Origin of the sequence: Nonomuraea sp. CA-143628 (assembly GCF_050942315.1) — a bacterium.
Classification (GTDB): domain Bacteria; phylum Actinomycetota; class Actinomycetes; order Streptosporangiales; family Streptosporangiaceae; genus Nonomuraea.
Genome location: NZ_CP192072.1, coordinates 670,263 through 690,130, shown reverse-complemented (window position 1 = coordinate 690,130; position 19,868 = coordinate 670,263). Strand labels below are relative to the sequence as shown.

The following is a 19,868-nucleotide window of genomic DNA, read 5'->3' as shown; positions in this document are numbered from 1 at the left end:
GTCTCCACCGGTTCACCACGCTCTGTTCCCCTTCCTGTTCACCAGTCGAAGGAAGCCGAAGGAGATCACGAATGCCATGATCGCGATAAGTGTGGCCTCCGCCGAGGCGAGATGGACATCCGCCTGGCCGAAAGCCTGGTTGTACGCCGCCAGGTTGGGTGTGTAGTCGCTGTTGATCGCCGTGGTGAGCGGCTTGAGTATCAGCGGCTCGACGAACAGCTGGAGGGTGCCGATGAGCGTGAACACGGTGATCAGGATCAGCGGCGCGCGCACCAGCGGGATCTTGACGTGCCAGGCGATCCGCAGCTCGCTCGCGCCATCCACCCTGGCCGCCTCGTACAGCTCCCGGGGGATGGCCTGCAGCCCGGCGATCAGCACGAGCATGTTGTAGCCGGCGAACTGCCAGGTGGAGATGTTGGCGATGGCCAGCAGGATCGTGTCGGGGCCGAGGAAGTCGTGCGGCAGGCCCATGGCGGCCAGCACGTCGATGAGCGGGCTGGTCTGCGGTACGTAGAGGAAGCCCCACAGCAGCGAGGCGATCACCCCGGGCACGCCGTACGGGAGGAAGAACGAGACGCGGAAGAACGGCCGGAAGCGCGCTCGCGCCGAGTCGAGCAGCAGCGCCAGCGCCAAGGCGCAGACCACCATGGTCGGCACCTCGATCAGGCTGAACACCAGCACCCGGCCAATACTCGCCACGAACGCCTCCTGGCTCAGCGCGGTGGCGTAGTTGCCGAGTCCGGCGAACTCCAGCACCGGTTCGGTCAGACCGAGCCCGCTGCTGGTGAGCTTGAAGAAGCTCTGGTAGATCGCGTAGCCGATCGGCGCGAGGAAGAACAGCGCGAAGGCCACGAAGAACGGCGCGACCAGGACCACCACGTGTGTCCTCGGCCGACCGGGGCGCCGCGAGTTCGCGCGCGCCCCCCGCGTCACCCCGGTCACCGTCAACCGCCCGTCACCACGTTGAGGCCCTTGGCCTTGAGCTGCTCGACCATCGCCTGCTGGGTCTTGGCGAAGGCGTCGGTGAGCGTCCCGTCGCCCTGGACCGCGGCCTTGGCGTTGTCGGTCAGCGAGGAGTAGAGCGCGTCGCTCACCGGGGGCCAGCGCCAGTCCGTCGCCACGGCGGCGTCGGCCTGCTTGAAGACCTCCCAGATGTTCTGGCCGCCGTAGAAGGGGAAGACCGTGTCGTCCTTCTGGAGGTTGGTGATCTGGCTGGTGTCCTTGACGGACGGCCAGCCGTACCCGGCCGACAGCAGGGTGTTGACGCTCTCGGGGGCGCTGTTGAGCCAGACCGCGAACTCGGTGGCCGCGCCGGGGTTCTTGGTGCCCTTCAGGATGGCGGAGGCCGAGCCGCCGCCCCAGCTCGCGGAGGTGAACTGGGCGGCGCCCGCCCACTGGGGCATGGGCGCGACCGCCCACTTGCCGGAGGTGCCGGGCGCGTTGCCGCGGATGATCGCGTCGCCCCACGAGCCGCCGATCCAGCCAACGATGCTGCCCGTCTGCAGGTCCTTGTACCAGGCGTTGGACATGTCGGCCTCGGTCTTGACCAGTTTGTCGTCCAGCATCTTCTGCCAGTACGCGGCCATCTTGCGGGTGTCGGGGTTGTCGATCGTCACCTTCCAGGCGTCGCCCTCGGTGCCGAACCACTGCTGCCCGGCCTGCTGAGCCAGCGAGATCATCCAGGGCGCCTGGTTGGCGGCGAAGGTCGAGATGTAGGCGCTCTTGTCCTTCTTCCTGATGGTCGCGGCGGCCGCGGCGAAGTCGTCCCAGGTCTTGGGCGCCTCCAGGCCCCACTTGGTGAACAGGTCCTTGCGGTAGTAGAAGCCCATAGGCCCGCTGGCCTGGGGAATCGCGTAGACCTTGGCGCCGAAGACGCCGGTCTGCCACTGCCAGTCGACGAACTTGGCCGCGTCGTCCTTCGCGTACTCCGTGACGTCTTGCAGGGCGCCGTTGACCAGGAACGAGGGCAAAGAGTCGTAGCCCACCTGCGCCACGTCGGGCGCGTTGCCCGCCTTGACCGCGGCGAGCATCTTCGCGTATCCGCCGTCGGGACCCGGGGTGATGGTCTCCAGCTTGACCTTGATGCCGGGGTGGGCGGTGTTGAAGGCGTCGACGGCCTTCTGGATGTCCGGCACCCACGACCAGAACGTCAGTGAGACCGGCTGGGCCGGATCGCCACTCGCCGCGGTGCTCGCGGGCGCGCTCGCACCGCCCCCGCAAGCCGCCGCGAGCCCTACAGCGACGACAGCGGCGACCAGTCGGGCCGCCCTGGGAATCTTCGATCCCATGCTGACTCCCTTCGAACGGAACGCCTGACCTGCGGGTTCCGGTTGAGGGGAGACATTATTCGTATTTTATTAATAATACAAGAGTGTTGCTGGGCGGTTTCCTGCGATTTTGTGTGACATATGGGACTATGTGGGTCTCGGCGGTGAAGGGATGCTGAATGCACGATGACTTGCAGGCGGCCATCGAGGGTCTGGTGGCGGAGTTCGGCAGGCAAGTCAGCCAGGTCCGGGAGACACACGCCCAGCTCCGGGAGGTCACGGCCACGGTCTCCGACGGCAACGTGACCGTGACGGCGGGTCCGCAGGGCAGGATCGACGAGGTCGTCTTCCATCCCCGCGTCTACACCCGGCTCTCCCCGTCGGAGCTGGCCCAGGCGGTCCTCGACCAGATCACCGAGGCCAACGCGCGGGTCGCCGAGGAGTCGCGGAAGCTGATGGCGCCGTTCGTACCCGAGGGGATGCCGGCCGAGCAGTTGTTCGGCGGCGAGTTCGACCTTGACCGGATGCTCCCGGACGCGCCACTCCAGCGCGGGGAGAGTCGATGAGCGAGTGGGCACAGGGGTTCGACGTCGCCTGGGGCCAGATGCGCCGGGCGGGCACGGACTGGTGCGCCCCCGCCGCCACCCTGCGTGAGGCGAGAGGGCTCGTGCGGTCCGTACTCGACAGCGCCCCGTGGGGACACGACCAGTACGGGCGGCAGTTCGCCGCCCGGTTCACCGGCACGCTCGAAGACCTCCTCGAAGACTTCCACCAGGGCGCGAAGAGCGTCGACGACCTGACGGAGCAGGTCGACACGGCGGCCCGCAACTACGAGCGGGCCGATCACCTGTATCCGCAGGTCTGAGGCGTGGATCTGAAGACTCTGCTCGGCCCCGCGTTCCCGTACGTGGAACCGGTACTCGGCTGGGTCGTCGGCATGGACTACCCGGAGGGCGACGGCGAGGAGAGCCTGGCGCGAGCCGCCGACCTGCGCGGTGCGGCCGAAATGTGCCGCACGGCGGGCGGCCAGGGGGACGAAGCGCTCAACCACGTGCTGGCCTACGCCGTCGGCCCCGCGGCCACCGCGCTGTGCGGCTACTGGGGGAAGTTCACCACCGACGATCCCGCGTACGTGGAGGAGCTGGCCAAAGCCTGCGAGGCGGCGGCGAAACAGCTCGAGTCATACGGCCTGGACACCGACTACACGCAGAAGTACATCGCACTCTGCCTGATCCTGCTGGCCTTCCTGCTGCTGCGGTCCTACGCGTTCGGGCCCGCCACAGGCGGTGCCTCGTTCCTGGCCATCGGGCCCGCCTGCTCGATGGCCAGGCTGAACGTCCGGACGATCGCCAAGCTGCTGCTGCTGAGCATCGCGTTCATGGTCGGCCTCGACGGTGGCACCCAGCTCTGGCAGTTCGCCGAGGGCAAGCGGCACGAATGGGACGGCGGCAAGACGGCCGCGGCGGTGGAGGGCGGGCTGCTGACCGGGCTGGCGTTCGCCGGGCTGGGCGGGATCATCGCCAAGGTCGGCGGTCCGCGACTGCTGGGCGGCGTCGTGCTGAAGGAGGAGCTGACGGCGCGCGAGCGGGTGGCCGCGTTCCTGACCCAGACCGTGGGCGGAGTGGCGACCCAGAGCAGTGTGGCCTCGGTGATCGGCTCGATCCCCATGCTCTACGAGAGCGGTCAGCTCACTCCGGAGACGCTGGCCAAGGCGGCGGTGGCGGGCTTCGTGGGCGGCATCGACGGCAGGGCGGGCTACGCGGGCCCGCGCGCCGCCGACGGCCTGCGCGTGCCGCGCTTGGGAGAGGCGCCACGGCTGGAAGGCACCCGGCTGGAGGGCACACGGGCGGAGGGCACGGGGCGTCCGGCTGATCAGCGGGCGCCCGCGTACCACTTCGGCCAGGACCCGCACGACGGCCCGGGCCGACCACCGGCCGAGGGGACCGGACGGGCCGAACCCGGGGGCGGCGGGACGGCCGTGCCGGTGCTCACGCCCCGGCACCGGGAGCTCATCCGGCAGAGCAGGCACGAGGTCACCGCGGGGGTCTGGTACCGGGATCCGGGCCGGGCGGTCATGCCCAGCGCGGACATGCGGCTGCTGCGACAGACGCCCGGCGTCATCGACGTGGGCATCCGCACCGACCGCCACGGGTTCTACATCGGTGACGAGCGGCTGTCGAGCCGCGACGTGGGCACGATGCTCGCCCACGACCCGGTCGTGCGGGCCGACCCCACCGCCAAGCTGCGCCTCCTGGGCTGCGACCTCGGCCAGAATCCCGTCGCGGTGCGGCAGCTCGCCGACCTCACCGGCCGGGAGGTCATCGCCGCCGACAAGATGGTCTACATCGGCGCCGACCGGCAGGCACACACCGGGAGCATCCCCCAATACCGCGCCGACGGCCGGCCGATCTTCCGCGAAGACGGCCAGTGGCAGCCCACCCGGCCGGAGCAGCCGCACCAGCAGCCGAACGTCCCGGCGGACATGGCCCGGCCGAGTCCCGAGCTGCCGCCGGGGGCGCTCAACGAGGAGACGCTGAAGGCGAAGCTGGAGCAGGAGAAGCCGCAGCCCAAGTTCCTGGCCGGCGGCCAGCATGGAGTGGTGCAGACGGTCCGGTTCCGCGACGGAACCGTCCTGATCCGGAAACTCCATCTCTACGGGCACGTCACGGTGAAAAAGGACCTGCTCGCCTCCCTCGTCGGGCGAATGATCGGCGCTCCCGTTCCGCACGTCATCCGGGATCCGTTCAACCGGGACGCCGTCTACATGCAGTTCATGGACGGCGTCGACCCGTCCGAGATCAGGGGCGAGCTGTTGCCCTTCCACGAAAGCGCGGGGGGAAGGCGGCTCGGCCTGCTCGACGCCTTGATCGGCAACACCGACCGCAGGGGCGGCAACTGGCTCGCGCACGGAAGGGACGGGGTGGGCGGGATCGACCTCAGCAGGTCCTTCTCGTTCGGCCTCGACAAGATCGAGTACGCCCAGAACGACTTCGCCTGGCACTACATGGACGACGACGGCGAGTGGATCGACAACCAGCTCACGCGCGAGGACATCGACGTGTTCACTGAGCGGATCCAGGCGCTGCGGCCGGAGTTCGAGCGGCTGGGTCGCGAGGCGTGGCACAACGAGGTGCTCGACCGCCTGTACCAGATCGCCGACCACGCGACCGGTGACGTGCCGTTGACCCATGAGCCCGTCCACCACTTCGGCGACTCCTACAGCTACTATCCGGTCGCCTACGGTGGCGACAAGTACAGCTTGGAGGGGAAGAGGCCGTGATCATGGTCGCCCGAGTGTTCGACGGGGTCAGGGACGGGGTGCCGTACTTCGAGCCCGGTCATCCGCTGGTGTCCAGCCCGGACGAACGCGAACGGCTGGCCGGCTATCTGGAGGCGGGCACGCCGATCCTGGGCACCACCGGGCTGGACGTGGACCGGGTCGAGCCGGCGCGCGGCGAGGTGGTGCCGCTGAGCTTCCGCACCGACGGGACGTACGTCTGGACCGACACGGTCACCTACTACCTGCGCACCCACCACCTGCGGCCGGACCCGGAGCTGTGCGCGCACATCGCGGCCGGCGGGTATGTGTGCCCCGAGGTCGGCGAGGATGCCGCCGCGCGGGTCCTCCAGGAGTTCTACCGGTTCTCCGCCGAGTCCGGGTGAACCCGCACGGCCGGGCGTCCGTACCTGTACGCAGGACGGAGTTCGCGAGCCGAGGAGGACTGCCACGTGATCATGCGTCGCCGGATCGCGAGTGTGGCGGTCGCCGTGCTCGGCGTGGGCCTGCTGCTGCCCGCCGGGCCGGCCGGTGCCCACGGGGCACTGGAGAACCCCCTCAGCCGGGCGGCGGCCTGCGGCGCCGACAGCCCGCGGACGGCCAAGTCGCCCGCCTGCAAGGCCGCCCTGGCGGTGAGCGGTACGGCGCTGCCCCGCGGGTGGGACAACCTCAGAGTGGCCGACGTCGCCGGCCGGGATCGCCAGGTGATCCCCGACGGGAAGCTGTGCAGCGGCGGCATCAAGGGGTACAGCGGCCTCGACCTCGCCCGCAAGGACTGGCCCGCCACCAAGCTGACGGCCGGCGCGGGCTTCACCTTCAAATACCGCGGCACCATCCCGCACAAGGGGACCTTCCGGCTGTACGTCACCACGGACCGCTACAACCCGTCCCGCCCGCTCAAGTGGTCCGACCTGGAGAAGAAGCCTTTCCTCAAGGTCACCGACCCGGCGATGGCGGACGGCTCGTACGTCATGAAGGGCAGCCTGCCCGCCGGTAAGACCGGCCGCCACCTGATCTACACGATCTGGCAGAACTCCGACACGCCAGACACCTATTACTCATGCTCGGACGTGGTCTTCCGGGGCGGCAAAACCGCCGCCGCGCGCTCCAGACCCGAACCCGCCACGTTGTCAGAGGCCGCGGCCGCCGGGCCCGCACCCGCCGGGAACGACCGCCTGCCGTGGGCGGTGGGCGGTGCGGCACTCGTCGCCGCCGCCGGAGTGCTCACCCTGCTGGCCCGGTCGAAGAGCGGCCGCTTCCGGTAGCGGCCCCGACCAGAGTGTCCGGTCTCAGCACTCGGAATCCCGGGTCCCCGGCCGCCCGAGATCGGCCGGGGATACCTGGACGTCAGCCCGTCGTGATGAAGCCGTCCGGGTTCACCACCACCGGGGACTCCAGGTAGAGGTCGCGGTATTCGTCCTGGATGCCGCTGTTGTGGATCTGGATGGCCAGCGGGCCGGTCTGCCCGGCGGTGGTGTCCTTGAAGGCCAGCACCTTCACCGCCGTACACGTGGGCGTGCCCGCGGTGATCGGGCAGCAGGCCATCTTCGCCTCGCCGGTGCTCTGGTTGGCCACCAGCTCGCACTGACTCCAGTTGTGGATGTCCCACTTGGTGTGCGGGAACTGGGTGAACAGGCTGCCGCCGCCGTTGTTGTGACCGGGGCGGTAGTCCCAGTGGCCGCCGTTGGGCGGCTGGAACTGGATGGCGCTGAGTGCGTCCCTGATCGGCGTGGTGGTGCCCCAGATCAGCACGGTCGGCGCGTGGTCGCCGGACACCTGCCGGACGCTGAAGATCCAGCGGAACGTGCCGGTCTGCTGCTTGTTGTAGTAGATCCAGCCTCGGCCCGCCGTACCGGTGCCGTGGATGGCGTTGTCGCGTACGGTCCAGCCGGCCGCCGCGTGCGGGGTCCAGCCGTTCAGTGTGGTGCCGTCGAACATGGAGACCAGGTACGGGTCACCGTACGGGTTCTGCGCGACGGGGGTGTGGACGGTGAGATCGGGGCTCGGCGGGGAGACGTTGCCGGCCGCGTCCCGCGCGACGACGTGGATGGCGTGGTCGGTGTCGGGGCTCAGGCCCGTACAGGTGCCCGTGGTGGTCTGTCCCGAGACGGTGCCGCACGGCCGCCCGTCGCCGAACAGGTCGTAGGAGGCGACGCCCACGTCATCGGCCGAGGCCGTCCAGGTCACCGTGACGCTCGACGAGGTGATGGCCGTCTGGCTCGGCTGGCCGGGGGCCGTGGGCGCGTGGGAGTCGATGGGCCCGGAGACGGTGAGCTTATCGAGGTTGGGCCCGCCGGTGGCGGCCGCGGCGGTCGCCCTGACCGTGTTCGGCCCGGCGTTGAGCTGGGCGGTGATGGCGATATCCAGCCAGGTGTCCCAGTTCGCCGTGGGGTTGAACGCCTTGCCGGCCGCGACCACGGTGCCGTTGACCGAGATGTCCAGTGGGCGGTTCTCCTTCGTGCCGTTGGCGTAGCGCAGGGTCAGCGTGGCGGTGGCCGCCTCGGGTGCGTTCACGGTCCACTCGACGTAGCCGCCGGTCGTGTTGACGTAGTCGACGAAGCCGGTGCCGGTGAAGCCGGTGTGGTTGGTGGCCACCGCCGCCTGGGAGAGTACGGCGCTCTCCGCCTGATAGGCGATGTCCTGGGTGCTGGAGGGGGTGACGTCGAGGAAGTCCAGGTTGGGATTGCCGTTGGCGGTGGTCGCGGTGACCCGGACCGTGTTGGCGCCCGCGCGCAGCGTCGCGGTGAGCGTGGCGGTGGTCCAGGTGTCCCAGGTGCCCGTGCTGTTGAACGCGTGGCCGGTGGCGATCGCCGTGCCGTTGACCGTGATGGTGGCGGGGCGGTTGGTGGTGGTGCCGTTCGCGTAGCGCAGGTCGAGGGTCGCGCTGCCGTCCGAGGGGGCGGTGACGGCGAACTCCAGGTAACTGCCCGAGACGTTGTCGCCGTTGACGTAGCCGGTGCCGGAGAAACCCGTGTGGGTGGTCTCCAGGACACCCTTGGAGATCGTGGCCGCCTCCGCCTCATAGCGGTTCGTGGCCGCCTGCGCTATACCTCCGATCAATGTCGTCGCCAGCATGGCGAGTATGGCTAAGACAGGCACCGTTCTGGACATGGCACAGCTCCTTGACGTGCGCTCGTTAACAAACTTTCCTAATATTTCTCGATATGACCACCGGCAGTCAGGCGAGTCAATAGGTCGGATGTGTTCACTTGGAACGGCATGGAACGCCCCTTTGTCAGGAGATATCGCTACACAGGGGAAAGGCGCCTATATGGAACTGCGGACACGCTTCACCGAGGCGTACGGCCTGACCACCCCGATCGCGCAGGCCGGCATGGCGTTCGCCGGGATGCTGCCGGAGCTGGCCATCGCGGTGAGCGGCGCCGGCGCGCTGGGGTCGCTCGGGGTGGGGCTGATGCCGACCGCCGCCATGGTCGAGACCATCGACGCGGTACGGGCCGGCACGACCGGGCCGTTCAACGTCAACTTCGTCACCCCCTTCGCCAAGCCCGAGCAGATCGACGCGGTCTGCGCCGCGGGTGTCGCGGTGGCGTCGTTCCACTGGGGGCATCCGCCGAAGAGCTGGATCGGGCAGTTGCACGGCGCGGGCGTACGCGTCTTCGAGCAGGTCGGCTCGGTGGACGACGCCAAGCGGGCGGTGGACGACGGGGTGGACGTCGTGGTGGCGCAGGGGCTGGAGGCGGGCGGGCACAATTACGCGACGCTGCCGACGTTCGCGCTGGTCCCGCTGGTGGTCGACGCGGTCGCCCCGGCGCTGGTCCTGGCGGCGGGAGGGATCGCGGACGGCCGGGGGCTGGCCGCCGCGCTCATGCTCGGTGCCGACGGCGCCTGGATCGGTACGCGGCTGGTGGCCACGACCGAGTCGGCGGCGCACGAGGGGTACAAGAGCCGCCTGGTGACGGCTCGGGGCACCGACACCGCTCGTACGCCGGTGTTCGGCCCGGAGCATCCGGCGTTCAATCCGACGCGGGTGCTACGTAACCGGGTCGTCCGTGAGTGGCACGACCGGGCGGACGAGGTGCCGCGCGACACCTCGGGGCTGGAGGTCATCGGGCACACGGTGGTCAACGGGGAGCCGGTGGAGATGCACAAGTTCTCCTTCCTGGTCCCGATGCGCGGCCTGACCACCGGTGACCTGGAGGAGATGGCGCTGCTCGCGGGTGAGGGCGTGGGCCTGGTCGACTCGATCGAACCGGCGGCCGTGGTGATCGACACGATCACCACACAGGCCCGCGCCGCCCTCGACCGCTACCGGAGGGCGGGCTGAGCGTCACCAGTTGGCGGGCAGTCCCGGTGTGGTCGCGGGCAGGGCACGGCCGGGCGGGTGGATGACGTACACGATGCCGCCGCTGCTGGAGCTGCGCTGCCAGACGTTCTCGAACGCGGCCCGCGGATAGACGTGCCGCACGGCGTCGTCATCGGCGGAGGCGGGGTCGTTGGCGATCACGTCGCCCTCCGCGGTGAAGCCGACGATCACCATGATGTGCCCGTTGGTCCCGTACCCGGCGCCCGGCAGCTCGCCCTTCTTGAACGACTGCGAGGTGATGACCGGGATTCCGGCGCTGATCAGCTTCTCCAGCTCGGTCAGCGTCCGCAGGCGGGTGACGAAGCCGTCCATGCCGTAGCGACCGGCGTAGGCGGTGTTGAACGGCCAGTTGCCCGCGCCCTGGTAGGCGTGGTCGTAGGAGAAGCGGGCGGCGTAGTCGACCTCCGGATCGGGATCGGACGGATCCACCCAGGAGGTGTCCTGCGCGCTCGGCCACTTGTCCCAGTAGCCCAGGACCATCGTGGTCGAGGTCGGGCTGCACCAAGCCTGACCGCCGCCGTCCCATTCCGGGTAGTGGCCCTCGTGCACGTTCTGGGAACGGCGCGGGACGGCCAGCTCGGTGCCCCACGCGCCGCCGCCCGGACTGACCGGCACGGTCTTGCGCTCAGGCACGTTCGAGGCCATCGCGCCCAGCGTCCGTACGGTCGGCGTCACGGCGGAGCCGGGCGTCCGATACAGGGTGAGGCGTAGCTGGTAGGCGTTGATCTGCTTGTCCGCCGCCGCGACGAACGTGTCCACGGAGACGGTGCCGTCCGCGTCGGCCTGCCCAGGCACCGAGGTGCGGCGGATGTCGCCCTCTCCGTACGCCCAGCGGCCGAGCACGTACCACTTGCTCAGCCCGGCCGTGTGCCGGGTGCGCGCCTCGACCTGCAGCCAGCTGCCCGCCGGGAGGTCGGCGGTCCAGGAGGCGATGAGCTCGGTGGCGGCGAAGCCGATCGGCCGCTCCGGGCCGGTCCAGCGGGCGTACTCCCAGCTCTTGGTGCCGAGCGCGTCGGTGTAGGTGGTGGTGCCGACCGCGGCGGCGAACGACAGGCCCTCGCCGACGGCCGTCCCTTCGGGCGTGCCGGAGGCGAAGTCGGCCCGTTGATAGACGACGTCCGTCGTGGCCGCCGCGGGTTTCGTGGCGGCGAGGCCGGTCGCGGGAGCCGCCAGGGTCGCGGAAACCAGGACGGTGGAGAGGAGTACGGTCAGCGCGCGCATGAACCTACCTTGCTTGGACGGCGCTCGATGCGGCAGACAGTAGACATAGAGGGCATACAACGCATCGGAAAATGTACGTACGCGCACAGTCCGTTATCTCGGCTCAGGCTCGGAGGGCCGCTTGGCGCTCCAGCCGAGGCAGCCGCATGGTCACGGTCAGACCGCCCTCCGGCCGCGCCTCGGCAGTGACCGTGCCGCCGTGGGCGTCGACGATGGCCCGGACGATCGACAGTCCCAGCCCCGCGCCGCGCGCCGACCGCACCCGATCACCCTGCAACCGGCGGAACGGCTCGAACAGGTCGTCCACCTCGTACGGCGAGACCTGCGGCCCGGTGTTCTCCACCACCACGACCGCCTCGTCACCCTCCTGCCGCAGTCGCAACCACACGTCACCCCCGCGCACGTTGTACTTGATCGCGTTCTCCAGCAGGTTGAACACACAACGCTCCAGGAACAGCGGATCGCCCATCGCGAGGGCGGCGCTCAGGTCCTGATGGAGGGTGACCGGCCGCTTGCGGGGTTGCAGGTCGAGCTGCTCCTCCACGGCCCGGATCACCTGGCGTACGTCGACGCTCTTGCGGATGGCGAGCTCCTGCTCCGACTGGGCCAGCAGCAGCAACCCCTCGATCAATCGCTCATAACGGGCATTGGTCCCCAGCAGCGCACGAGCCAGCGCCTTCAGATCGGGTGAGGCCGCCGGCTCCTCCAGCGACACCTCCAAAATCGTGCGATTGATCGCCAACGGCGTACGCAACTCATGCGAAGCATTACCGATGAACCGCCGCTGCGCCTCGAACACCCGATACAACCGATCCAACATCGCATCGAACGTATCGGCCAACCGCTTGACCTCATCCTGCGGACCCCGCAACCCGATCCGCTCATGCAACGTACTCTCCGACAACCGCCGCGCCGTCTCCGTCACCCGATCCAACGGCCGCAACGCCCGATCCGCCATCAAATAGCCGAGCACGAACGCGATCACCCCGATCACGATCATGATGAGCACCGAGGAGCGCAGCATCTCGTCGAGCACGCCGTCCGCCCGCTGCTGGACGCTCACCTTCTCGAAGACCATGTCGCTCTGGACGGCGCCCTCCTGCACGGGCCCGGCCCGCTCACCGACGATCCTCATGCCCTTCGCGGGGAACTGCTGGTCCAGGGCCTGCCCGGTGATCAGGTACGTCGACCAGAGCAGCAGCGATCCGGCGACGAAGAACGAGCCGCCGTAGAGGAGCGCGAGCCGCATCCGGAGCCCCAGCCGGTTCCATGGGCGCACGGCAGGGCCGTCGGGCTCCGTCACGACCAGCACCCCTTCCACTCTGGGTAGAGGATGACGGACCACGTGTCAGCCCGGAGTAAGTCGGCACTGGTTTCCGTACGGTCGATTACGTGACCATCAACCGGCAGGCATCCGAACAGGACGGCACACTCCTCAAGAATCGCGACTTCATGCTCTTCTGGACCGGGCAGAGCATCAGCGACCTGGGCGCCGCGGTGACGACGCTGGCGGTCCCCCTCGTGGCCGTCACCATGCTCCGCGCCACCACCTTCGAGGTGGGGGTGCTGACCGCCTGCGCCACGGCCGCCTGGCTGATCATGACGCTGCCCGCCGGGATGATCGTCGACCGCGTGGTCAAGCGCCCGCTGATGATCGGCTGCGGCGTGGCGCGGGGCGCGGTGGTGGCCTCGGTCCCCGTCGCGGCGGCGCTGGGCCACCTGACGATCGGCCACCTGTACGCGATGGCCTTCCTCGTGGGCTCGATCAACGTCGTCTTCGAGATCGCCTGCCAGAGCTACCTGCCGGTCCTGCTGGCGCGGCGGCGGCTCATCGAGGGCAACGGCAAGATCGCCACGACCAACGCGGTGGCCCTCGCCGTCGGCCCCTCCCTGGCGGGCGGCCTGATGACGCTGCTGCACACCGCGGCTCGGGTGATGGTCGTGGACTGCCTCTCGTACGTGATCGGCATCGCGTCCCTGCTGCTGATCCGCACCCCCGAACCACGGCCCGCCGTCCGCGAGGCCCGGAGCATGCGCAAGGCGGCGGCCGAGGGGATCACCTTCGTCCTGGGGCACCCGGTGTTGCGGCGCGTCGTGGCGTGCAGCGCGATCTCCAACCTCTGCGACGCCATGATCACCACGCTCGTCGTCGTCTTCGTGCTCGGTGATCTCGGCGCCGATCCCGCCACGCTCGGGCTGGTGCTGGGGCTGGGCAGCGCCGGCGGGATCGTGGGCGGCGTGCTCGCCACGTCGTTCGCGAGGTGGGTGGGTCCGGCCAGGGCGTTATGGGCGGGCAAGCTGTGTCTCGGCGGGTTCACGCTGCTCATCCCGCTCGGCGGGCCCGGCTGGGGAGTGCTGGCGGTGGCGGCGGGGCTGTTCGCCTCGCGCCTGTCCACCGTCGCGTACAACGTGCTGCAGATCACCTACCGGCAGTCGATCTGCCCGCCCGAGCTGCTCGGCCGGATGAACGCGAGCATCCGGTGGCTGATCCGCGGCGCCATGCCGTTCGGCGGCCTGCTGGCGGGCACCCTCGGCGCGTGGCTCGGCGCCCGCACGACCCTGGCGGTCGCGATGGCCTGCTCGTGGCTCGCGGTGCTCTGGCTGGTGTTCTCACCGCTGCGGCGGCAGCGGGACATCGCGCTCACGCCGGATTGGTCCTGATCACCTTCCCCTTGGTGTCGGCCACCAGGTAGCCCGTCCGGTTGTACTTGTCGCTCACATAGACGAGCAGCGCCTCGCGGGCACCCAGGAACGCGAAGGCGGGGTCCACCGTGACGTAGTGGGTGGTGGGTTTACGGACGCCCAGAGATTGGTTCGCCTTGCGGAGCAGGGCGGGCAGAGCGTCCCAATTGAACTTGGTCAGGTCCACCGGATCCTCGTCCGTGGTGCTGCCCCCGAGCTGTTTACTGACGGTGCCGTCGCGGTACATGAAGTTCTCGTAGACGCCCTTCTCGCCCTTCACCGGCGCCTGGACGCTCGCGTAGCCGGGGAAGATCACCATTCTGATGACCTTGGTGCCGCCTATCGCCGGCTTCAGCTTGGCGATCGCGGTCCGGATCCCAGCCGGGGTCAGCAGGTTGCCCGGGTCGGCGGCGGCCGTCTCGGTGTCCTCAGGCGTGGCCTTGGGCGTGGCCTTGGCCTTCCCGGATTTAGTGGTGGTGCTGGTCGGCTGCCCGGACCTGGTGGACCGCGGGTCGTCGGCGGCGTCGCCGTTCAGTATCGGGGGCAGGAACGTCCACACCAGCACGCCGACCACCACGACCACGGCGGCGGACACCGCGATCACGGCCGGGGCCGCGCCGCGCTTCGATCGGCGGTTGACGCCGGTGACCGAGCGCGGGAGCGGCGGGCTGGTGTTCATCTGGGCGTACTGCGGGCCGGTCGGCCGCGAGCCCATGGGCGGCTGCGGGCCCATAGGCGCCTGCGAGCCTAAAGGCGAGTGCGGGTACGGCGTGCCGCCCGTTGGTTGTGGGTACGGCGTGCCACCGGTCGGCTGTGCGCCCATGGGCGGCTGCGGGAGCGGTGGGCCCGGCGCCCAGGCCGGCGGCGCGAGCGGCATCGACGCGGGGGCGTCGGTCACCGAGGCGAGCATGCGGTCCAGCGTCTCGGCGTCGGGCCGGGCGGCCACGTCGCGCGTGAGCACGTAGCCCAGCACGGGACCGAGCGCTCCGGCCCGCTGCGGCGGCGGCACGTCCTGGTTGAGCACCGCGGCCAGCGTCGCCAGCGTGGTGGCCCGGCGCAGCGGATGACGGCCTTCGACGGCGACGTACAGCAGCATCCCCAGCGACCACAGATCCGAGGACGGATCGCCCTCGTAGCCGTTGATGCGTTCCGGCGCGATGTACTCGGGCGAGCCGATGAACGAGCCGGTCGCGGTCAGGCTGGTGGACTCACGCACCGCGGCGATGCCGAAGTCGGTCAGCACCGACCGGCCGTCCGGCCGCAGCAGGACGTTGGCGGGCTTGACGTCGCGGTGCTGGATGCCGACGGCGTGCGCGGCCCGCAGCGCGGAGAGGATCTCGCGGCCGAGGCGGGCGGTCTCGTGCGGCGTCATCGGGCCGCGTTCGAGGCGTCCCTGGAGCGATCCACCGGAGACCAGCTCCATGACGAGCCACGGATAGCCGCTGTCGCCGTGGTCCACGATGTGGTGGATGGTCACGACGTGCGGGTGGTTGAGCCGGGCCAGGGCGCGGGCCTCGCGGAGCACCCTGGCCCGCAGCTCGCGGGCGGCCTCGGGTTCGCGCTCGTCCATGTCCGGGTCGGGCGGGCGTACCTCCTTGAGGGCGACCTCCCGGTGCAGGGCCACGTCCCAGGCCCGCCACACCAGGCCCATGCCGCCGCCGCCGAGCCGTTCCACCAGCTCGAACCGGTCGTCGATCACCCGTCTGCGCATGCAGAGCAGCGTACGCTGTCGGCCTGGCCCAGGATGGGCCGTCTCATATACGGATTTTCCGCTATTTGTCGCTGGTCACGGGCCGTTCAGCCCGGCGCCTTCCGGCTGAGGTGCTCCCAGGCGCGGTACACCTCCGTACGAGCCTGGTCCATCTGCTGGACGAGGTCGAAGGAGTGGCTACCGACGATCAGCCGCGGCGGTGGCTCCGGAAGATCGACCAGCTCCATGATGACGGGCGCGGCCGTGCTCGGCGCGGGCCCGGCGTCGTCGCCCCACATCTCGGCCAGCTTCGTCCGCAGGGGCTCGTACTCGGGCAGGTGCTCGGTCACCGTGGTGCCGACCGTGAACAGTCCGGTGTCGTACCCGCCCGGCTGAACGATCGTGACCTTGATCCCGAACGGCTCGACCTCCATCGCCAGCGCCTGGCTGACCGAGTCGAGGGCCGACTTGCCCGCCGCGTACAGGCCGACCGAGGCGAATCCGCGCCACCTCCGCGAACGCCCGGCCCAGGCCCCGGGACGCTCCGGTGATGAACCACACTCGGGTGCTCGTCACTGGCCCCACCTCCTCGACTTAAAGACGAGACGGTTCGTCTCGCCTGACGTAGCTTGCCCTGCTCCCCGCAACTCGTCAAGACGGAACGTCTCGTCTCGAAGGGCTGCTATCCTCACCGGCATGTCCAACGCCAAGCAGCCGGACCCCGGCCGCCGCAACGAACGGTCGCGTCAGGCGATCCTCGACGCGGCACGCGAGCTCGTCACCGAGGTGGGGTACGCGAAGGTCACGATCGAAGCCATCGCCGCGCGGGCGGGGGTGGGCAAGCAGACGATCTACCGGTGGTGGCCGGGCAAGGGCGCGGTGATCTTCGACTCCTTCCTGACGCTCAGCGAGGGAGCCGAGGGCTTGGCGCTGCCCGACACGGGCGACATCGAGGCCGACCTGAAGGTGGTCATGCGGGCGACGGTCGCCGAGTTCGCCGATCCGGCCTTCGAGGCGCCGATCCGGGCGCTCAACACGGAGATCATCCACGATCCGAAGCTCGCCGCCCAATACCGCGAGAAGCTGGCCGGACCCGTGGACGAGGCCAAGAAGGAGCGGCTGCGCAGTGCGCAGCGGGCGGGCCAGTTCGCCGCGGACGCCGACCTCGATCTGGCGCTCGAACTGCTCTACGCCCCCCTCTACCAGCGCTGGCTGCACCGATCCGGGCCGCTCACGCCCGAGTACGCCGACGCCCTGGTGGAGCTGACGCTCAAGGCGTTCCGCCCCCTGGAGTAGTGCGAGCCCTACCCCCAAGTAGCCCGGCAACGTGACTGATCTTGAGAGCCGGAGAGCCAAGGATTGGGACATCACCCCAGATAAAGAGGAGATGCCCAAAATGCGGAAGTACCTCGCAGCAGCCGCGGCCGCCGTCGTGCTCCTGAGCGCCGCCTCTCCGGCCATGGCCGCCGTCGCCACCACTGAAGGCGTCCAGCAGCAGGCCGACCGGCTGACCAAGCAGGATGGTCTGACCGGCGCGGTGGTCTCGGTGCGTGACGTGAACGGCCGCACCACCACGTGGACCTCCGGCACGGCCCAGCGTGGCACCGGCAAGCCGATGGTCGGCGCCGACGGAAGGTTCCGCGTGGCCAGCGTGACCAAACCGGTCATCGCGGTGACCGTGCTGCGCCTGGCCGCCGAGGGCAAGGTGGACCTGGACGAGCGGGTCGAGCACTACCTGCCCGGCTCGCTCGACGGCCGGCCGATCACCGTCCGCCAGCTCCTCCTGCACACCAGCGGTCTGCCCGAGTACTTCGACCTGGTCGACTGGACCAAGCCCGCGATCCCCGCCGACCACCTCGCGCTGGCGATGACCCGCGAGCCCGTGGGCAAGCCCGGCGAGCGCTGGTTCTACTCCAACACCAACTTCCTGGTCGCGGGAATGATCATCGAGAAGGTGACGGGCAAGGACTTCCGCCGGGTCACCGAGGACACCGTGCTGCGCGGCCTGCCCGGTACGTACTGGCCCAAGAACGGCGAGCTGGACATCCGTGGCGAGCACGCACACAACTACGGCGTGAACCCGATGAACCCGAAGGGCGGCGAGACGGACATCACCCAGCTTCCCGGCTACGGCTTCGGGGCGGGCGGCGGGCTGGTCTCCACGCCGGCGGACCTGAACCGGTTCTGGCAGGCCATCCCCCAGCGGACGCTGCGGACCATGCTCACCGGCACGGTCCCCGCCACCGACCCGGCGGGCAGCCGCTACGGCCTGGGGCTGTACACCTACCCGCTGAGCTGCGGCCTCGCCCTCATGCACGACGGCGGTCTGCCGGGCGTGCGGGTGCTCAGCGGGCGGAACCGGGCGGGCCGGGCGGCGACCGTGTACGTCACGGGCACCCCGAAGGACGACCGGCACCTCTTCGCCGCCTTCGACGCCGCCCTGTGCTCTCCGGGCTCTCCGGCGAAGTAGCGCGGTTCAGCCCACGTGGACGTGCGGTCTGCGTTCCGGGTCGGACTCGGCCTTGCGGAGGACCTCGCGGGTGAGGGGCGGCACGTCGCCGCCGCCGAAGACCAGATAACGCAGCATCGCCACGACCGGGTTGCCCTCGGTCCAGTGGAAGTAGATGTGCGGTACGCCGCCGGTCCGGTCACGCAGGTAGAGCAGGAGCGCGGCCAGCGCGTTGGGCACCGCCGAGCTCTCGATCTTCAGGATCTTGTGGCCGTACCGCTCCTCGCCCTGGACGTACAGCTCGGTCTCGAACTCCGAGGCGTCCGGCACCGTCACCTCGACGAACAGGACCGGCTCGTTGCTGCGCAGCCGGTGGGTGATCCACGTCTCGCGCAGCTTGTCGTTGTACTCGGCCTGGTCGCGCTGCTGCGGCTCGTTCGCGATCACATGGATCTCGCCGCACGCCTCGTTGGCGAACTCCTCGGCCAGCGAGTCCAGGTGCACGTCGATGACACGCAGCTCGGTCGAGCGCGTCGCCCGCGAGATCACCGACAGGCTGACGATGGCGGCGATGAAGAACGAGGCGATCTTCACACCGTCCGGCCGCTCGAAGACGTTGTCGATCAGCGTGTACGCCAGCACCGCCGAGATCACGCCGAACCCGGCCGTCGCCGCGTGCTGGCGCTTCTTGCGGGCCGACAGCGTCACGGCGACCGCCGCCGACAGCATGAGCACCAGCACACCGGTGGCGTACGCGCCGCCCTGGGCATCGACGTCGGCGTCGAAGATGATCGTGATGGCGAACGCGATGGCGGAGAAGACCAGCACGAGGGGCCGCACGGCCCCGGTCCACTCCGGCGCCATGCCGTACCGGGGCAGGTAACGCGGCACCAGGTTGATCAGGCCCGCCATCGCCGAGGCGCCGGCGAACCAGAGGATCGCGATCGTGCTGATGTCATAGACCGTGCCGAACCAGTTGCCCAGGTAGCCGTGGGCCAGGTAGGCCAGCGCGCGTCCATTGGCCTTGCCGCCCTCCGCGAACTCCTGGTGCGGGATGAGCACGGTGGTCACGAAGCTGGAGAAGATCAGGAATACGCTCATGATCAACGCCGCCGTGGTGAGCATCCGCCTGGTTCCGGCGATCCGCTCCTCGATGCCGCCCTTGATCACCGGCATCACCGCCACGCCGGTCTCGAACCCGGACATGCCCAGCGCGAGCTTGGGCATCACCAGCAGCGACAGCCCGATCATCGCCAGCGGGCTGCTGTAACTCGCGCTCAGCGCGCTCTCCCAGTCCCACACCAGCCGTGGCGCCTGGAGTACGTGCACGATCCCGGTCGCCACCACCACCGCGTTCAGCCCCAGATAGACGAAGACGAGCGGGACAGCGATGGCGATGGCCTCGGTGAACCCCATCAGGAACACCCCGCCGAGCGCCGCCAGCAGCACCAGCGTGACGATCACCCGCTCCCCGGACAGGAAGTCGGGCACGAACGGGTTCTCCAGGATGTGCGCGGTGGCGTCAGCGGCCGACAGCGTCATCGTGATCACGAAGTCGGTGGCCGCGAACCCGAGCAGGGCCAGCACGAAGAACTTGCCCCACCACTGCGGGGCGAGCTTCTCCAGCATCGCGATCGAGCCCTGCCCGTACGGGCTCTCGGCGGCCACCCGCCGGTAGACCGGCAGCGCGCCCAGCAACGTCAAGGCCACCAGGAACAGCGTGGCCAGCGGCGACAGCAGTCCGGCCGCCAGCACGGCGATGCCCGGCTGGTAGCCGAGCGTGGAGAAGTAGTCGACACCCGTCAGGCACATCACCCGCCACCACGAGTGCTTCACATGCGGGCCGTGCTCGATCTGCTTACGGTCGGTCTGCAGCCCTTCGAGCAGCCACGACCGCAGTGTTCCCTCAGTAGCGACCGGCCGTTTAGCCAGCACCATCCCGGTCACCCTCCATC

The 19,868-nt window shown here is 69.6% G+C and carries 17 protein-coding genes; 9 read left to right on the top strand and 8 right to left on the bottom strand.

The window, feature by feature from the left end:
- Positions 1–12 precede the first annotated feature (12 nt).
- Positions 13–879 carry a carbohydrate ABC transporter permease gene (locus ACQP2T_RS03340; protein WP_357939362.1) on the bottom strand — a complete coding sequence of 289 codons (867 nt, stop codon included), beginning with the start codon at positions 877–879 and terminating at the stop codon, positions 13–15.
- A 65-nt stretch (positions 880–944) separates the two neighbouring features.
- Positions 945–2,288 (bottom strand): ABC transporter substrate-binding protein, encoded by a 1,344-nt coding sequence (locus ACQP2T_RS03335; protein WP_433514719.1) that lies wholly within the window; start codon positions 2,286–2,288, stop codon positions 945–947.
- Between the two features lie 158 nt (positions 2,289–2,446).
- Here ACQP2T_RS03335 and ACQP2T_RS03330 point away from each other — a divergent pair, with 158 nt between their 5' ends.
- The 5 genes from ACQP2T_RS03330 (at position 2,447) to ACQP2T_RS03310 (ending at position 6,809) form a co-directional block, all read left to right on the top strand.
- A complete protein-coding gene (locus ACQP2T_RS03330; protein WP_433514718.1) occupies positions 2,447–2,833 on the top strand; it encodes a YbaB/EbfC family nucleoid-associated protein in 387 nt (128 codons plus the stop codon).
- Positions 2,830–3,132 carry a hypothetical protein gene (locus tag ACQP2T_RS03325; RefSeq protein ID WP_433514717.1) on the top strand — a complete coding sequence of 101 codons (303 nt, stop codon included), beginning with the start codon at positions 2,830–2,832 and terminating at the stop codon, positions 3,130–3,132. The genes ACQP2T_RS03330 and ACQP2T_RS03325 overlap by 4 nt, the downstream gene beginning before the upstream one ends.
- A gap of 3 nt (positions 3,133–3,135) precedes the next feature.
- Positions 3,136–5,547, top strand: coding sequence for a hypothetical protein (locus ACQP2T_RS03320; protein ID WP_433514716.1), 2,412 nt, complete (start codon positions 3,136–3,138; stop codon positions 5,545–5,547).
- Positions 5,544–5,930 (top strand): hypothetical protein, encoded by a 387-nt coding sequence (locus ACQP2T_RS03315; protein ID WP_433514715.1) that lies wholly within the window; start codon positions 5,544–5,546, stop codon positions 5,928–5,930. The genes ACQP2T_RS03320 and ACQP2T_RS03315 overlap by 4 nt, the downstream gene beginning before the upstream one ends.
- Before the next feature lie 72 nt (positions 5,931–6,002).
- A complete protein-coding gene (locus tag ACQP2T_RS03310) occupies positions 6,003–6,809 on the top strand; it encodes a lytic polysaccharide monooxygenase auxiliary activity family 9 protein (RefSeq protein WP_433519705.1) in 807 nt (268 codons plus the stop codon).
- Positions 6,810–6,891: 82 nt separating this feature from the next.
- Here ACQP2T_RS03310 and ACQP2T_RS03305 read toward each other — a convergent pair whose 3' ends face one another.
- The gene (locus ACQP2T_RS03305; protein WP_433514714.1) at positions 6,892–8,655 is read right to left on the bottom strand and encodes a CBM35 domain-containing protein; all 1,764 of its coding nucleotides are present in this window, start codon (positions 8,653–8,655) and stop codon (positions 6,892–6,894) included.
- 160 nt (positions 8,656–8,815) lie between these two features.
- Here ACQP2T_RS03305 and ACQP2T_RS03300 point away from each other — a divergent pair, with 160 nt between their 5' ends.
- Positions 8,816–9,832: an NAD(P)H-dependent flavin oxidoreductase gene (locus tag ACQP2T_RS03300; RefSeq protein ID WP_433514713.1), complete on the top strand. Its 1,017-nt coding sequence runs from the start codon at positions 8,816–8,818 to the stop codon at positions 9,830–9,832.
- 3 nt (positions 9,833–9,835) lie between these two features.
- Here the strand turns inward: ACQP2T_RS03300 and ACQP2T_RS03295 are convergent, their stop codons facing one another.
- Both ACQP2T_RS03295 and ACQP2T_RS03290 read right to left on the bottom strand, forming a co-directional pair.
- On the bottom strand, positions 9,836–11,092 hold the full coding sequence (locus ACQP2T_RS03295; protein WP_433514712.1) for a C39 family peptidase: 1,257 nt from the start codon (positions 11,090–11,092) through the stop codon (positions 9,836–9,838).
- Between the two features lie 103 nt (positions 11,093–11,195).
- Entirely contained in the window at positions 11,196–12,404 is a 1,209-nt protein-coding gene (locus ACQP2T_RS03290; protein ID WP_433514711.1) for a sensor histidine kinase, read from the bottom strand.
- Positions 12,405–12,484: 80 nt separating this feature from the next.
- Between ACQP2T_RS03290 and ACQP2T_RS03285 the strand changes: the two genes are divergently transcribed.
- On the top strand, positions 12,485–13,753 hold the full coding sequence (locus tag ACQP2T_RS03285; protein WP_433514710.1) for an MFS transporter: 1,269 nt from the start codon (positions 12,485–12,487) through the stop codon (positions 13,751–13,753).
- Here the strand turns inward: ACQP2T_RS03285 and ACQP2T_RS03280 are convergent.
- The gene (locus tag ACQP2T_RS03280; RefSeq protein WP_433514709.1) at positions 13,734–15,485 is read right to left on the bottom strand and encodes a serine/threonine-protein kinase; all 1,752 of its coding nucleotides are present in this window, start codon (positions 15,483–15,485) and stop codon (positions 13,734–13,736) included. The genes ACQP2T_RS03285 and ACQP2T_RS03280 overlap by 20 nt on opposite strands.
- An 86-nt stretch (positions 15,486–15,571) precedes the next feature.
- The gene (locus ACQP2T_RS03275) at positions 15,572–15,949 is read right to left on the bottom strand and encodes an SDR family NAD(P)-dependent oxidoreductase (RefSeq protein ID WP_433519704.1); all 378 of its coding nucleotides are present in this window, start codon (positions 15,947–15,949) and stop codon (positions 15,572–15,574) included.
- Between the two features lie 211 nt (positions 15,950–16,160).
- Here ACQP2T_RS03275 and ACQP2T_RS03270 point away from each other — a divergent pair, with 211 nt between their 5' ends.
- Complete coding sequence (locus tag ACQP2T_RS03270; RefSeq protein ID WP_433514708.1) at positions 16,161–16,760, top strand: TetR/AcrR family transcriptional regulator; 600 nt, start codon at positions 16,161–16,163, stop codon at positions 16,758–16,760.
- Positions 16,761–16,860: 100 nt separating this feature from the next.
- The gene (locus ACQP2T_RS03265) at positions 16,861–17,934 is read left to right on the top strand and encodes a serine hydrolase domain-containing protein (protein ID WP_433514707.1); all 1,074 of its coding nucleotides are present in this window, start codon (positions 16,861–16,863) and stop codon (positions 17,932–17,934) included.
- Between the two features lie 6 nt (positions 17,935–17,940).
- On the opposite strand, the gene ACQP2T_RS03260 is transcribed toward ACQP2T_RS03265, so the two are convergent.
- On the bottom strand, positions 17,941–19,851 hold the full coding sequence (locus ACQP2T_RS03260; protein WP_433514706.1) for an amino acid transporter: 1,911 nt from the start codon (positions 19,849–19,851) through the stop codon (positions 17,941–17,943).
- Positions 19,852–19,868: the final 17 nt, after the last annotated feature.

Coding starts and splice junctions, on each gene's coding strand:
- ACQP2T_RS03265 (WP_433514707.1), top strand. CDS start 16,861: ATGCGGAAGTACCTCGCAGCAGCCGCGGCCGCCGTCGTGCTCCTGAGC.
- ACQP2T_RS03300 (WP_433514713.1), top strand. CDS start 8,816: ATGGAACTGCGGACACGCTTCACCGAGGCGTACGGCCTGACCACCCCG.
- ACQP2T_RS03280 (WP_433514709.1), bottom strand. CDS start 15,485: ATGCGCAGACGGGTGATCGACGACCGGTTCGAGCTGGTGGAACGGCTC.
- ACQP2T_RS03310 (WP_433519705.1), top strand. CDS start 6,003: ATGCGTCGCCGGATCGCGAGTGTGGCGGTCGCCGTGCTCGGCGTGGGC.
- ACQP2T_RS03325 (WP_433514717.1), top strand. CDS start 2,830: ATGAGCGAGTGGGCACAGGGGTTCGACGTCGCCTGGGGCCAGATGCGC.
- ACQP2T_RS03295 (WP_433514712.1), bottom strand. CDS start 11,092: ATGCGCGCGCTGACCGTACTCCTCTCCACCGTCCTGGTTTCCGCGACC.
- ACQP2T_RS03335 (WP_433514719.1), bottom strand. CDS start 2,288: ATGGGATCGAAGATTCCCAGGGCGGCCCGACTGGTCGCCGCTGTCGTC.
- ACQP2T_RS03330 (WP_433514718.1), top strand. CDS start 2,447: ATGCACGATGACTTGCAGGCGGCCATCGAGGGTCTGGTGGCGGAGTTC.
- ACQP2T_RS03270 (WP_433514708.1), top strand. CDS start 16,161: ATGTCCAACGCCAAGCAGCCGGACCCCGGCCGCCGCAACGAACGGTCG.
- ACQP2T_RS03260 (WP_433514706.1), bottom strand. CDS start 19,851: ATGGTGCTGGCTAAACGGCCGGTCGCTACTGAGGGAACACTGCGGTCG.
- ACQP2T_RS03305 (WP_433514714.1), bottom strand. CDS start 8,655: ATGTCCAGAACGGTGCCTGTCTTAGCCATACTCGCCATGCTGGCGACG.